The 14,975-nt window shown below is 43.5% G+C and carries 10 protein-coding genes; 8 read left to right on the plus strand and 2 right to left on the minus strand.

Going from position 1 to position 14,975, the window contains the following annotated elements:
• Positions 1-21 precede the first annotated feature (21 nt).
• Entirely contained in the window at positions 22-771 is a 750-nt protein-coding gene (locus ABHN01_RS04325; RefSeq protein ID WP_429874521.1) for a WecB/TagA/CpsF family glycosyltransferase, read from the minus strand.
• 549 nt (positions 772-1,320) lie between these two features.
• On the opposite strand from ABHN01_RS04325, the gene tagD reads away from it, so the two are divergent.
• The 6 genes from tagD (at position 1,321) to ABHN01_RS04355 (ending at position 10,427) form a co-directional block, all read left to right on the plus strand.
• The gene (tagD, locus tag ABHN01_RS04330; RefSeq protein ID WP_091002799.1) at positions 1,321-1,719 is read left to right on the plus strand and encodes a glycerol-3-phosphate cytidylyltransferase; all 399 of its coding nucleotides are present in this window, start codon (positions 1,321-1,323) and stop codon (positions 1,717-1,719) included.
• Positions 1,712-2,911 (plus strand): CDP-glycerol glycerophosphotransferase family protein, encoded by a 1,200-nt coding sequence (locus ABHN01_RS04335; protein ID WP_429874522.1) that lies wholly within the window; start codon positions 1,712-1,714, stop codon positions 2,909-2,911. Before tagD ends, ABHN01_RS04335 begins: the two co-directional genes overlap by 8 nt.
• On the plus strand, positions 2,895-5,207 hold the full coding sequence (locus ABHN01_RS04340; protein WP_429874523.1) for a CDP-glycerol glycerophosphotransferase family protein: 2,313 nt from the start codon (positions 2,895-2,897) through the stop codon (positions 5,205-5,207). The genes ABHN01_RS04335 and ABHN01_RS04340 overlap by 17 nt, the downstream gene beginning before the upstream one ends.
• 29 nt (positions 5,208-5,236) lie before the next feature.
• On the plus strand, positions 5,237-6,058 hold the full coding sequence (locus ABHN01_RS04345) for an ABC transporter permease (RefSeq protein WP_429874524.1): 822 nt from the start codon (positions 5,237-5,239) through the stop codon (positions 6,056-6,058).
• A gap of 15 nt (positions 6,059-6,073) precedes the next feature.
• Positions 6,074-6,907, plus strand: coding sequence for a teichoic acids export ABC transporter ATP-binding subunit TagH (tagH, locus tag ABHN01_RS04350; RefSeq protein WP_429874525.1), 834 nt, complete (start codon positions 6,074-6,076; stop codon positions 6,905-6,907).
• Between the two features lie 175 nt (positions 6,908-7,082).
• On the plus strand, positions 7,083-10,427 hold the full coding sequence (locus tag ABHN01_RS04355) for a CDP-glycerol glycerophosphotransferase family protein (protein ID WP_429874526.1): 3,345 nt from the start codon (positions 7,083-7,085) through the stop codon (positions 10,425-10,427).
• Between the two features lie 467 nt (positions 10,428-10,894).
• Here the strand turns inward: ABHN01_RS04355 and ABHN01_RS04360 are convergent, their stop codons facing one another.
• Positions 10,895-11,935 carry an LCP family protein gene (locus tag ABHN01_RS04360; RefSeq protein WP_429874527.1) on the minus strand — a complete coding sequence of 347 codons (1,041 nt, stop codon included), beginning with the start codon at positions 11,933-11,935 and terminating at the stop codon, positions 10,895-10,897.
• 432 nt (positions 11,936-12,367) lie between these two features.
• On the opposite strand from ABHN01_RS04360, the gene ABHN01_RS04365 reads away from it, so the two are divergent.
• Together ABHN01_RS04365 and ABHN01_RS04370 are read left to right on the plus strand one after the other, a co-directional pair.
• Complete coding sequence (locus ABHN01_RS04365; protein ID WP_429874528.1) at positions 12,368-13,642, plus strand: glycosyltransferase; 1,275 nt, start codon at positions 12,368-12,370, stop codon at positions 13,640-13,642.
• Positions 13,639-14,967 carry a flippase gene (locus ABHN01_RS04370; protein ID WP_429874529.1) on the plus strand — a complete coding sequence of 443 codons (1,329 nt, stop codon included), beginning with the start codon at positions 13,639-13,641 and terminating at the stop codon, positions 14,965-14,967. The genes ABHN01_RS04365 and ABHN01_RS04370 overlap by 4 nt, the downstream gene beginning before the upstream one ends.
• The last annotated feature ends 8 nt before the right edge of the window (positions 14,968-14,975 follow it).

Genomic DNA, 14,975 nt, shown 5'->3' on the forward strand with positions numbered 1-14,975 from the left:
GGATTTACTGAATGAAATTTTTTATCGGACTGGAACTTTTGCGATCTGCTGCATTTTAACCTGAAGCACTTTTAAAGCGAATTGCGGAAGTGCAATCTGGCGTTTCCAGCGGGATGGCTGCTTCACTAAACGGTAGAACCACTCAAGGTTCATCCTTTGCCACATTTCAGGTGCACGCTGTACTTCTCCAGCAAGAACATCGAATGTACCGCCGACACCCATGAAAATTCCGTGCTCGAAGCGGGAAAGATGCTGGTTAATCCACGTTTCCTGACGCCCGGCGCCTAATGCAACAAGGACGATGTCAGGTTTGATGTGCTCAATCGTGCTCGCTATCTTATCATCATTCAGATCAAAGAATCCATGATGGTAACCGGCTATCGTAACGTTCGGATATTCCGTTTCAATGGTTTCAGATGCTTTTTCAATGACGTTGTCCCGTCCGCCAAGCAAATAAACACTGTAGTTTTTCTCGTTCGCAAGGCTTAAAAGGCGAAGCGTCAGATCAAAACCGGTCACACGTTCCGGAAGAGGAAGTCCGAGAAGGCCGGCCGATTTAATGATCCCGATGCCGTCAGCTGTGACGTAATCCGAGTTTTTGATGACGGACATAAAGTCTTCTTCTTTACGGGCCTTCATGACGACTTCCGGATTCGCCGTTACGACGAACGCCTTCTTTCGGTCCTCAAGGTGAGAATGAAGTGTATTTATAAAATTGTTAATGGTTGTATTTAAAAAGTCGATTCCCAGTATGTTCACTGTATTATTCATCATTAATCCCCACTTTTTGCAATTGGATCATTACACAGCTTCTGAAATAGGAAGTTTCTCCAGCACCCTATGTGCAACTAAATGCCTAAATCATTTATGTAGCTGTTTAAAATGTGAGATACATTCATTCCTATAAAGAACGCCATCAAGAAATAAATGCCATTGTTTATTAAGAACTTGTAAAAAGACCTTAAAGATTATATTATAAGTATTGACGTTCCTGTAGGGAACATCTTTTACAGGCTATTATACCATGAAACTTGTAAGTTTGTAAAAAATATATTAAGAGTTCGTTAACATAAAGCTGAATAGCAGGCTGACCATCTGCGATTCAGTGCATTAACGCTATTCTATAAGGAAGCTTTTCCTTTGTATTCCCATTATTTTATTCATAAAACATTTACAATAAGTTAACAAAACAACAAATCTATACGAAAAGATTAATAGCGAGAGAGAAAAGCAACGATACAATTTACAAAATATTTACCTGTTATTTATTTTTTGGAAGAAGGGTAAATATAATTAGAACATTAAGGAGAGGATTGCAAGATGAAAAAGGTATTAACTTACGGTACATTTGACCTGCTTCATTGGGGGCATATCAATTTATTGAGAAGAGCTAAAGATCTTGGTGACCATCTGACAGTTGGATTATCTGCAGATGAGTTCAATGCGATCAAAAATAAAAAATCATACCACAGCTTTGAAAACCGCAAGATGATTCTAGAATCGATCCGTTACGTGGATGAAGTGATTGCGGAAAAGACTTGGGATCAAAAAATCTCCGATGTCGTGGATAATAACATTGATATTTTTGTGATGGGTGACGACTGGGAAGGCAAATTTGACTTCTTAAAAGAGTATTGTGAAGTGGTGTATCTGCCGCGTACGATTGGAATTTCCACTTCTCAGATCAAAAAAGATTTATTTACTGTTAAAAATGGTTAAAGAAATTGCTATCTGGCTGTATCTGTTTTACTTCAAGCTTCAGTTTACTTTTTTTAAACTGTTTCCTGTCCGGAAAAATAAAGTGACCTTTGTTGTTTCATTTGGAGACAACTCCATGTTTCTTTATGAAGAGCTGAAGAAGCTGCAGCCGGATAGCCCTATTGTTTTTTTGGCGACGAAAAATGCGATTCCCAAATTGCATCCTTACCAGTCCGGTGCCAAACTCATCCCGTTTGAAAATTCGATAATGAGCATGGCAAGGACGGCCTATCACCTGGCAACCTCCAGAGTAGTTGTGGTGGATAATTATTTTGGGCTGCTTTCAGCCGCCAAATTTAAGAAAGTGACAGAATGCATACAGCTTTGGCATGCCGCGGGCGCTATTAAAACGTTTGGACTGAAGGATAAATCCATCTCCTTTAGAAGCCAGCGTGCGCATAAGCGGTTTTTAAATGTTTACAAAAACTTTCACAAAGTTGTTGTTGGATCGGATGCCATGGCTGATATATTTAAGGAAGCTTTTCAACTTTCATCCGCCAACTTTTTACGGACCGGTGTACCCAGAACCGATCTTTTTTTTAATAAAAAATGGACGAGTGAAGTGAAAGAAAAATTATACGGGGAAAACTATATCCTAAAAGATAAAAAGGTCATTCTGTACGCTCCGACTTATCGGGATCATCACCTGGAGGAGTTTGATCTGCAGCTTGATTTTGACCTGCTTCAGCGGGAGCTTGGGGATGAGTATGTGATCCTGCTGCGCAGTCACCCAGTACTAAAGGATAAGGTTGACGTTGAAAAGCATTATCCCGGTTTTGTATTCGATTATTCATCGGGTTGGGACATTAATGAAATCTTATTGGTTACTGATCTTTTGATAACGGATTATTCTTCGATTCCCTATGAATTTTCATTGTTAAACCGGCCGATGATCTTTTATCCGTATGACCTGGAAGAGTACAGTAAAACAAGGGGTCTTTGGGACAACTATGAAAATCTGGTCCCCGGACCGGTTGTGTTTGACACCCGTGAGATGATAAAAGTTATTAAAGAAAAGGGTTATGACATGAATAAGGTTCAGCAATTTTCGGCCATATGGAATCAATATCACTTCGGACATTCGAGCCGGTTATTGGCTGAATATATTCTTGAAACAGAAAGAGAGAGAGACGTAAATGCAAGCGGAAGCTAACTTACAGATTCAAGAGGGTTTTAAACCTACGAAAAGAAGAAAGTGTATTCTTCATAACATCGAATTGAATCAAGATATTGCTATTATAAAATATCTTTTGAAATACAACTCTGTCTTCCAGGAGCCTTTAGCTGGACACCTTTTATTGGTGGAGCGCATGTCTGGGCGTGAATGGGAGTTACCGTTTACCGTTTTAGAGGCGAATGAGCAATATTACGTTCTTGAATCAAGACTGGAGCAGTCTGAAGTTGTAAAAGGGCTTGTTTGGGATGTCTATCTTATTATCCATGCAGAGCAATCCGTTTCACTTGAGGAAACCCAGCAGGCGGATACGAAACCTGAAGATGATTTTGACGAGGGTGAAGCAGCGGAAGAGGAGACTCTAACCGACGCTGATACAGACAACAGCACCGAAAATGACAGTGAAGATGATCCTGAAGTGGAAGAGACCATCGAAGAGCGTGGCATTCTTGAAAAGAAATACCGGATGAGGACGAAGCATCCATTTCTAGAATTGGGTTCTGCAATGGATCCTCGAACGAAGCAGGCGATTACACCTTATACGACAAATAAAGGGAATCTTTCATTTAAGATTCACGATCGCGGTCCTGTAATCAAAGTGGAAGAGGCGGAGCTTGATAAAAGAGGAAACGTGACCATTGAAGGGTTCTTCTTCTCTCCTTTCCCTTATGAAAATAATGTGCTGGAAAAAACACTCGTGATCGGCGGCCCAGAAGGGATTGAGGAGCGTGTCATTCCCTACCAGACGATTGAACGAGACGACTTGAGCCCGTATTTTCAAGATCAGCAGCCACACAGAGCAACTGGTTTTAAGGTAAAGCTCCATGTAAGGGACCTATGCAGCACTGATGAAAATTCAACATTCCGTCTCTACTTTAAATGGGAGGATGAGGATACCCTTGGACCTGACCAAGGAGACCTGGCGATTCCTCTCCAGCTGATATCCTTTAAACGCAGAATCAACAAGCATGTTATTCTCAACACAGACAGCGGGAAGAAAAAGGTTTCCCTCACAGCACGCAAAAAAACGAGATCGATCGTCATTAAAGTGGTTCAGTACAGCTTTGTACAAGAACTGAAAAAGAAAGTTCGCCGCACCATTACGAAGGTGAAACAGAGCAAACGTACGAAAAAAGCCTACATGGCGGCTTTCAGGATGGCGGGCTATCTGCCGGTTAAGAAAAACCTTGTGATGTTTGAGAGCTTTCTAGGTAAACAGTACAGCTGTAACCCGCGCGGCATCTACGAATACTTGAAGGTGAACCGTCCTGACCTTGAGCTTGTCTGGAGTGTGGATGGAAGAAATATCGGCAAGTTTGAGAATGCCGGCATTCCTTATGCCAAACGTTTCTCCATCAAATGGCTGTTTAAAATGGCGCGTGCCCATTATTGGGTAACGAACAGCCGGATGCCTTTGTGGATTCCAAAATCAAAACACACGGTGTATTTTCAAACGTGGCATGGTACACCGCTCAAACGCCTGGCAGCCGATATGGATGAGGTCCATATGCCAGGAACGAACACGAAGAAATACAAAGCCAACTTCCATAAAGAATCAAGCAAGTGGGATTATCTGCTTTCCCCAAATGCCTATTCCACTGAGATCTTCCGCCGGGCCTTTAATTTCCATAAAGAAGTGGTGGAAGTGGGATACCCAAGGAACGATGTGCTCTATACGAAGAACAACCCAGAGGACATCAAGGAACTAAAAGAGAAACTTGAGCTTCCTCAAGATAAAAAGGTTATTCTTTATGCACCAACATGGCGGGACGATCAGTTCTACGGCAAAGGAAGATATAAATTTGACCTGGAACTTGACCTTCTGCAGCTCAAGGAAAAATTTGGCGAGGATTATGTTATTGTGTTAAGGATGCATTATCTCGTGGCGGAGAACTTTGACCTGTCGCCATACGAAGGATTTGCTTATGATTTCTCTTATCATGGAGATATCAATGAGCTTTATCTTGTATCTGACGTCATGATTACCGACTATTCTTCTGTGTTCTTCGACTATGCGAACTTGAAGCGGCCGATGATTTTCTTTGTTTATGACATTGAATCCTACCGTGATAAGCTAAGGGGCTTTTACTTCGATTTCGAACAGTATGCCCCTGGTCCACTCGTGAAAACAACAGATGAGGTCATTGCAGCTATAGAGAAGTTTGAGTCAGACGGATTTACGATTCATTCAGAGATCTTTGATGACTTTTATGAACGATTTTGCTACTTGGAAAATGGACAATCTTCTCACAAAGCCGTTCAAAAAGTATTCTAAACCAATCTCTTTGGGAGAGGATTACGAAAATGATTTCAGCTTTTAAAGTACTAAAAGAACAACTGAACAGCTTTTACTTGATGATGCGTTTATCAATGTACGAGCTTAAAATTAAGAACAACAACAACTATTTAGGCATGCTTTGGGAGATCCTTAATCCTGCTATCCAGATCAGTGTGTATTGGATTGTTTTCGGGATGGGGATGCGAAGTAACAAAGGGGTAGACGGAGTGCCATTTTTACAGTGGCTCGTAGCAGGGATCGTTATTTGGTTTTTTATCAGCCCGGCCATTCTGCAAGGATCGAAATCGATCTATACACGGATAAAGATCATCTCGAAGATGAACTTTCCATTAAGTGTAATCCCGAGCTACGTGATATTTTCTATTCTTTATCCAAATGCTATATTATTGGCAATCATAGCGGTTATCTTTCAGTTTACCGAAAAAGGAAAGATCTCAATATATTATTTGCAGCTTCCTTATTACATGCTCGCTGCGGTTGCGCTCGTATTTTCACTGTCATTAATCACTTCGACACTATCAACGATTGTCCGCGATGTGCAGATGTTTGTGCAATCGATCATGCGCATGCTGTTTTATGTGACTCCAATTCTTTGGGATCCATTTAGTGATACAGCAAAATTACCGCATTTTCTAAAATTGATTGTACAAGCCAATCCTTTTACTTATATTGTGGAAGGTTTCCGAGATTCCCTTTTAAGCCGAGAATGGTTTTTTGGTGATAAAATCGAGTACACCCTGTATTTCTGGGGATTGGTATTGGTTCTGTTCCTGATTGGTTCCACGCTCCATGTGAAATTAAGAAACCGATTCGTGGATTACTTATGATGCGGAGAGATGGACATGAGTAAAACTGTAGTAGTCAGCAACGTAACGAAAAAATTTAAAATGTATAAAAAGCCTGCCGAAAAGCTGTTGGACATCATTTTGCCTAAGGGCTACGGTGAGGACTTTTATGCGATACAAAATATAAGCTTTGAGGCCGATCAGGGTGACGTCATCGGTATTGTCGGGGTGAACGGTTCGGGCAAGTCCACACTTTCCAACCTGATTTCCGGGATTATTCCACCAACGTCAGGGACAATCGAACTGAACGGAGAGGTGTCGCTCATCGCGATTGCCTCCGGTCTGAACAATGAGCTGACCGGCCGTGAAAATATTGAGCTGAAGTGCTTGATGCTTGGGTTCAGCAAACAGGATATAAAAAAGCTTGAGCCTGAGATTATTGAGTTTGCGGACATCGGGAAATTCATCGACCAGCCTGTTAAGAAGTATTCGAGCGGTATGAAATCCCGTCTCGGTTTTGCGATTTCCGTAACGGTTGATCCAGATATTCTCGTCATTGACGAAGCACTTTCTGTTGGTGACCAAACGTTTGCCGACAAGTGTTTGGATAAGATGAATGAGTTTAAAGAGCGCGGAAAAACGATCTTTTTTATCAGCCATTCCATGGGGCAAGTTAAGAAGTTCTGTGAGAAGATCCTTTGGCTGGAATATGGAGAAGTCAGGGATTACGGTCCGATGAAAGAAGTACTTCCGAAATATCAGGCGTTCCTAAAAGAGTATAAGGCTATGACAAAAGAAGAGAAGAAGCGGTTTAAAGAGCAAGTGCAACTCAAACAAAGCGGGAAGGCAACGCCTAAAAAAGAACTGCAGCCTACAGCAGAAAAGAAGTAAATCGGTTTGCACCGCATTAATTGAATGAAGTCTTTCGAATAGAACGGGGTGCAGCTTGGACTTAAACGGATGCACCCCTTTTATATGTACGAGCAATCAGAACGACTTGGGGAATGATCGAGCAGTATAGGGGCCTATTACTACACGATTCTTATAAACAGAAGGAGAAATAATAATGAAGCGACGAACCGGCATCTTAAATCGAATCATAAAAATTCTCAGGCCGGAAAAAAAGGCAGTTAGACGAAAAACGTTCAAAGAGGAACTATCGATCCGACAATCAGGAGAACAACTAACCTTGGAGGGCAAATTAAAGCCAGGATTCCTGGCAAGAGGCTTGTCGTTTTATTCACGGGCAACTGGTGAAATGATAAAGGTTGCGGAAACGGAAGCTTCTACGGAATTTGAATTCACCCTTTCCGTCAAACAGCTTCTTCCTTATGTTCAGGAAGAGGGCAGGACAAACTTTGATCTGTATTTAACGATACAGCGGCCAACTGAGCTGTTTGCAGAAGAAACGCTTGAAAGAATGGAAGACCGTGGTGTGTACATCCCACGGGAGGACGGCGGGCAGGATATTGCCTATCCGATCAGACTCGGACGCTTTGCCGAAATGAACGTGCAGGAGTTTATCCCTTTTGAGAATGAGGATTTATGCTCTTTTATTTATGTGACGAAAAAAGGTAACGTTTCCTTCGTTGCCAATTCGGCAGTTTCCCTTAGGCCAAAAGTTCAAATTGATGAAATTGTCTTACAAAAGGATCAGCTGTATTTTAACGGAAAGTTTTTTACCCGGGATGCAGCCGTTCAAGAAGCCAAGCTGCTTCTGAAAGGGCGCGATACCAATATGGAGCACCGTATCCCTGTTTCCATTGAAAAAATGGCTCAGGAAACGAAGCTGAAATTTGGTATGCACAGGTACCGGTATAAGGTTGAGGCTGATTTCAAGCCGTTCTTTCAGCAGTATAACTTTGGGCAGGATATCTATGATTTCTTTTTTGAGCTGAAGTTTGACTTTTCTTCAGAACCGCTGCTTGCAAGAATTGGCCGCCCGCGGTTCAGGGCCCGTTATTTCTTAAAGGATGGCTATGTAAAGGCAGGTCCATCGACCTTTGCGCTTGCTCCGTACTTTACGTTCAAAGGGTTCAATCTGTCGCTTCAAGTGGATGAATTTACGAACGAAGCCTATCGGTACATGACAAAGATTAAGCGCTGGGCATGGCTTTTACGCCCGTTTTATAAAGGTAAAAACATTTGGCTCGTTGGTGAACGGCCTTATAAAGCCCAGGATACCGGATACCATTTCTTTAAATATATTAGAGAAAAGCATCCGGACAAGAATGCTTATTATGTCATTGAAGAGCAATCCCCTGAACTTAAGAATGTAAAACCGCTTGGCAATATTCTCTATTACAAATCGAAAGAGCATATTTTCAACACGTTTATGGCGAGAAAAGTGATCAGCTCCCACCATCCAGATTATCTGTATCCTTTGCGGACGAAACGTTATAAAAAAGCGATCAAAGCGACCAAGGTATTCTTGCAGCACGGGGTCATGGGCACGAAGAACATGGTAGCGAACTACGGGAAACGCGCCCCGGGCTTTGATACCGATCTATTCCTGGTCTCTTCAGACTTTGAAAAGGAAATGATCGTAAATGACTTTGGCTATGACCCGGATGAGGTCAAGGTCACCGGTTTGTCCCGATTTGACAGCCTGCTTGCCGGAGATGTAGAGAAGAAGCGCCAGCTCTTGATCATACCAACATGGCGTGACTGGATCATCAATGATGACGTCTTTTTGGAAAGTGAGTATTTTGAGCGTTACCGTGAATTGATCAATCACCCGAAATTGCATGAGATAGCGGAGAACTTTGATTTCGAACTCATTTTTTGTCTTCATCCAAACATGCAGAAGTTCACGTCCTTTTTTGCAGGATCACCCGTGCGCATCATCAGCCAGGGGGAAGTGGATGTGCAGCTTCTCTTAAAAGAAAGCGCCATGATGATCACGGATTATTCTTCCGTCGGTTTTGACTTCAGCTTCCTCCATAAGCCGATCTTATATTACCAGTTTGACCGCGATCGGTTCATTGGAAAGCGTCCGTCGCACCTGGATCTGGATAACGATCTGCCGGGTGAGGTCGTGCTTGGAACAGAGGAGATCCTGGCCGAGGTCGAGCGCTATGCTAAACGAAGCTTTGAAGTGGAAGAAAAATATATAAACCGTTCTAAGAAATTCTTAAAATACAGGGATCGCAGCCACAATGTTCGGATCTATAAGACGATCGAGGAATTTGCAGCTGAAAAGAGATGGATTGACAAGGTTCGGGAGGATGAACTTTATCAAGCTGCATTCCGAAGGTTCCGCAGAAGCAAATATTACTTCCCGTCCATGAGGCTGTTTTACCGGACGGCCCGTCTGCTGCCAGTGGACAAGAATCTGATTGTGTTCGAGAGCGGGGTAGGAAAGCAGTATGCCGACAGCCCGAGGGCCATCTATGAAGAAATCCTGAAGCGAGACCTGAATTATAAAAAGGTATGGATCTACAATAAGAATGTAAGGTTCCCGGATCAGGATACAAAGGTGATCAAAAGACTCAGCCCGAGCTACTATTATTATCTCGCTAAGGCAGGGTACTGGGTGAACAACCAGAACTTCCCGACCTATCTTGGAAAACGCCGGCAAACCACATACATTCAAACGTGGCACGGAACACCGCTCAAAAAAATGCTGTTTGATATCGAAAAGGTGGAAGGCCGTGATGAAGGTTATGTTGAACGAGTCCATAAAGCGACGAAAACATGGGATTACCTTATCTCTCCAAGTGCCTACGCAACGAAAGCATTCCGCAGTGCATTCCGCTATGAAGGCAATATGCTGGAGATCGGTTATCCGCGGAATGATATCTTTTACCGCGAGGACCGTGACCAGCTGGCCGAGAGCATCCGTCAGCGCCTGAACATTCCAGAGGGGAAAAAGGTCATCCTTTATGCGCCGACCTTCCGGGATAACCAGACGTCGAAAAATAATAAGTTTACGTTTGAGCTGCAGTTTGATTTTGAGCAGATGCAGCGTGAACTCGGTGATGAATATGTGCTGCTGCTGAGAATGCACGTTGTTGTCAGCAACAAGCTTTACATTCCTGAAGAATATAGAGAGTTTGTGTATAATGCCTCAAGCTACCCTGACATTCAGGAGCTCTATCTGGTGACTGATGTTTTGATTACCGACTATTCTTCGGTCATGTTTGACTTTGCGAACATGAATCGCCCGATCTTGTTCTTCACATATGATTTTGAGATGTACCGTGACCAGCTCCGCGGCTTCTACATGGACTTTGAAAACGAAGCTCCTGGCCCGCTGCTGCGCACATCGGATGAAGTAACATCGGCGATCAAGAACATTGACCAGGTGATGGATAAATACGAAGGTCGATATAAAGCCTTCCATGAGAAGTTTTGTTCATTGGAAGACGGGCGTGCGGCAAGCCGCGTCGTCGATAAGTTTTTTAAATAGTGGAGCTAAAGGCCGGATCGGGAGGCTGCTTGAAGGCAGTCTTCAGGTCCGGTTTTTTTTTTGTGGGAGGGGGTGCTTGGTCGACAAAAGGGATGTGTCAAAATGAGTAGAATGATGTCGAGTGCATTCGTTCATTTTTTTGAACATAATATTCATTTTTTGAACATACACGCAGTATCTTTGAACATAAATCATCGGTGGCTTAAAAATGCATCAGATGATCGCGGATTTCGACCTTTAATTTGGCCCTATTCATTATCTAATAGTTAACAGAGAGGATATTATAAACAACTTAGTCCCTACTTTAATAAAACCAAAGAAAATTCACTGCAAACAGGTGAAATCTCCATGCATGAACTAAATCGACCCGCACGCACTCCAAATCACCACCCCCACAAGCACCCCAAAAGAAAAAGCCGGCCATCAGGGCCGGCTTAAACTCAATTCTGTTGTTTGCTTCCGCAGTACTATTCTGTTGAAGTGGAGTCGTTACTGGAATCTGTTCCTGTACCTGTTCCGCTGTTCTGTGTGCCTGAGCCGGTGTATGCAAGATGCTCTTTCAGCTGGGCACCGATATTTTGTACCGATTGTTCGTTTAATGAATAGTAATAGATATTATTGATTCTTGTATCGGTTCCTTCTAATTTAAGTGATTCGATATCACCTACGGATTTTGCGTATTTAAGAAGTGCGAGCATGTTGCCGAACGTGAAGTTGGTGGACATGTTGTCGCCGACGTTCTCAATGAGCTTACCGTATTTAGGAATCGATTTGATCTGTGTTGATTCCTTAATGATCGCTTCAACGATTTGTTTTTGTCTGTCGCCGCGCACAATGTCCGAGTCAGCGTGCCGAGTACGGGCAAATGCGAGTGCTTGTTCAGCGTTCAGCCTTTGCTGGCCAGGCTCAATTGTGATGGCTCCTGGGCGGTCTTGGCTGTCCTGCTCAACGATTTTCTTTTTCACGTCCACATCAACCCCACCCAGCGTATCTACAATTTGCAGGAAGGCATCGAAGTTAACGCGAACATAATAATCGACCGGGATGTTGAAGAGGTGTTCCACTGTATCCACGGTAAGGTCGATGCCGCCGAATGCATGGGCGTGTGTGATCTTGTCCTTATTCATGCGCCCCGGTATCGTAACGTAGGAGTCACGCGGGATGCTGACCATTTTTACGGATTTTTGATCACGGTTGAAGGTAGCAAGGATGAGGGCGTCTGTCCGGTTGCCTTCAAATCCTTTTTCTCCTTTACGGTGTTTACTGTCATCGATCCCTGCGATGAGTACGGAGAAGTTGTCCTTGCCAGGATCGACTTCATTCATACGCAGCTCCGATTTTTCCCCTCGTGAAAGGGTCTCCTGCGCTTTTGATGAGGCATTGGCCAATTTATAAGTTAAATAAGATCCGAAACCGACTGTTCCTAAAAGAATCAGAATCAATGGGAAGACGATAAACTTTATGCGTCTCTTTTTCTTCTTTCTTTTCCGTATTTGTTGACGGTCCATCTATAGTATTCTCCTTTTCTTCTCTCCATCTATATCTATGATTTTATGGGTCGTGCATATAATGAAATTCCCCTATTATTATCGAAACCTCTCGACATAAGGAACGTAAATTTATGGAAGCATACAATAAAGATACCTTTAAAGTTGTGTAAATACAATAAAAAAAATTTAAAGAATATTACAGTTTAATGAAGAATTCAGGAGAAGTAAAGGGTTTTTGGGCGAATATTTACAAAACCTTCATGAGAAATTTAAGTTTAGTTAATAAACAACCACTATCATGAGAGTTCAGGCCTCCTTTATGCCATTTGCATAAAAAGCGAGTTTTCAAAAATTCAAATGGCTCACCGAAAGATTAAGGGAACAGCCTTATACACGCTCTTTTTGGCAAGAATGATAAGAGCTTCAGGATTCAAAGGATGGTGAACAACATTGCAGAAGGAAATGAAAACAGCAAGAGAGCACATGATCCTGATAACCAACCGTTATCCTTACCTGCCCGGGGAGCAGTTTTTAGAAACCGAAATGAAATACATGGAACCGTTATTTGAAAAAATTGAAATTGCTGCAGTTAACGGAGCAGGCGAAAAACGGCCTGTGCCTGAAAAAGTAAGTGTCCATCAGCTGCCCGGACGGCCCGGGGGCACGAAAAAATACATTCATACGTTTTACAGTGTCACGGCAGATGGGCAGGGCCGGCGCTGGCTTTCAAGCGAGCTGCCGAAAGCCCGTATGTTTGGAAGTAAAGGACTGCTGCAGCTGGCCAACTGGCTGAGCCATGCGATCCGGATCCGGGATGAAATCAAAAGAAAGTGGCTGGATGATAAGAACTTTGACAGCCGCAAGGCCGTCTTTTATTCGTATTGGCTGACACCTTCAGCTGTGGCTTTGGCGATGCTGAAGGAAACCTACGGAGATGATCTTTTTACGGTATCCCGTGCTCATGGCGGGGACGTCTACGATTACAGGCATTCCATCCCTTATCTGCCGTTTCAGGAAAGGGTGATTTCCGCCTTGGATTCGGTGCGGATGATCTCCGATGACGGAAAACAATATTTGGAAACTAAATATCCGAACGCGGATGCGCGGCTTCTCGTCAATCGCCTTGGGACGGAACGGCCTCGATTTACGGCATCACCTTCAGAAGATGGAATTCTCAGGATCGTTACGTGTTCGTACGTTAAACCGGTAAAACGGCTGGATCTGCTCGTAGAGGCGTTGAAAGAAACGACTTCACGCATCCACTGGACGCACATCGGCGATGGGGAACAGCGGGAAGAAATCGAGAATCAAGCGAAGAATGAGCTCCCGGCACAGGTTACCGTGGATTTTAAAGGGCATTGTACGCAGCAGCAGATCTTTGAGTTTTATGAGTCCCAGCCGGTGGATCTTTTTGTCAATGTGAGCGAGAGTGAAGGAATTCCAGTGACGATTATGGAAGCATTCAGTACCTCAATTCCGGTGATCGCCACCGATGTTGGCGGTGTAAAGGAACTCGTCAATGAGAGCAATGGCTTCTTGACCCCATCAGACATTGATGCTGCGGAATTGGCACAGTATATCGAGCGTTTCGCTGCACTTACGGAGGAACAGAAAATGATGTACCGTTCGAATGCCTTTAGCAAATGGGAAAAAGATTATGATGCCCAGAAAAATTACAGAAACTTTTTACAAAGTGTAAAGAATGGGAGCGGAATTTTGATATGAGCGACGGCAATCGAGGCTTTGTCAGAAACAGTTTCTTAACCTTTTCGAGACAGGTGACCAATATTGTCATCGGCATATTGCTGCTTGTTGTTCTGGCCCGTATTCTGGGGCCAGCCGGACAGGGTAAGTATTCTCTGATCACCCTGCTGCCAACAGTTCTTCTGACTTTTCTTACTCTTGGCATTAACACGTCGACGATCTATTATATCAGCAGGGGAGATGTGAAACTAAATACGGTCTACAACAATAACATCATCATCGGTACGCTTCTAAGCCTTGTCAGTATGGGGATCGGGGCGGTTGTCATCTTCTTTTTCTCGGAAAAGTTTTTCAATCACACCCCTCATACGCTGCTGTACCTTTGCTTATTGGCATTGCCGTTCATGTTTTTGCGCGAGTATTTTCAGACGGTCTTTCAGGGTTTGCAGGATTTTAAACTGTTCAATACGGCGATGGTCGTCAACCAGCTCGGGATCCTTGTTTTTGTTGCAGTATTCGTCCTTGTTTTCAGGCTTGGGCTGGAAGGCGCCATCATGGCGTTTATCGCAGGAAACCTGATCAACGTGGTTTATATGGTCTATCAGCTGAAGAAAAAGCATAAGCTGCGTTTTGATATCAGAGGATTTTCGTGGGAGTATTTCCGCAAGTCCGTGAACTACGGGCTTAAAGCGCATATCAGTAACTTTGCGAGCTTTTTGAACTACCGGATCGTTGTTTTCCTCATCGGGTTTTTCATGGTCGATTCAGCGGTAGGGATCTACGTAACCGCGATGAACATCGGGGAGAGGCTGACGATCTTTGCGGCTTCTATATCCAACGTCCTTTACCCAAAAATCGCAGCCATAAAAACCGATGAAGAGAGAAACCATCTCACCTCTCTCGTATCAAGAAACATTATGGCGATTACGTTAATCATTGCGCTGGCAGGTACGATTGTCGCTAAGGATCTGATCGTCACTCTGTTCGGCCATGAGTATGAGACAAGTGCGAGCCTGCTTCAAATCACTCTGCCCGGTGTGGCGCTTCTGTCGGTCGAGAAGATTCTGTCAAATGACATTGCCGGCCGCGGCAAGCCTGAGTTAAACATGTATCTTTCCATCTTCAACGTGCTGTTTAACCTGGTGCTGAACGTGGTGCTCATTCCGAGGTATGGAGTGACCGGAGCAGCATTTTCTGCGACGATCACGTATTTTGTCAGCTTCCTCGTAAAGGTCGTCTTATACAAAAAAGTGACAAACGAGCCATACCACCGCTTTTTGCTCATTAAGAAAAGCGATCTTAAGCTCTATAGAACGGTGATTCGAAAACTAAAACTCAGGTACTGACGGGAGGA

This window comes from Fictibacillus sp. NRS-1165, from assembly GCF_050468105.1.
Lineage (GTDB): Bacteria > Bacillota > Bacilli > Bacillales > Fictibacillaceae > Fictibacillus_C > Fictibacillus_C terrinigri.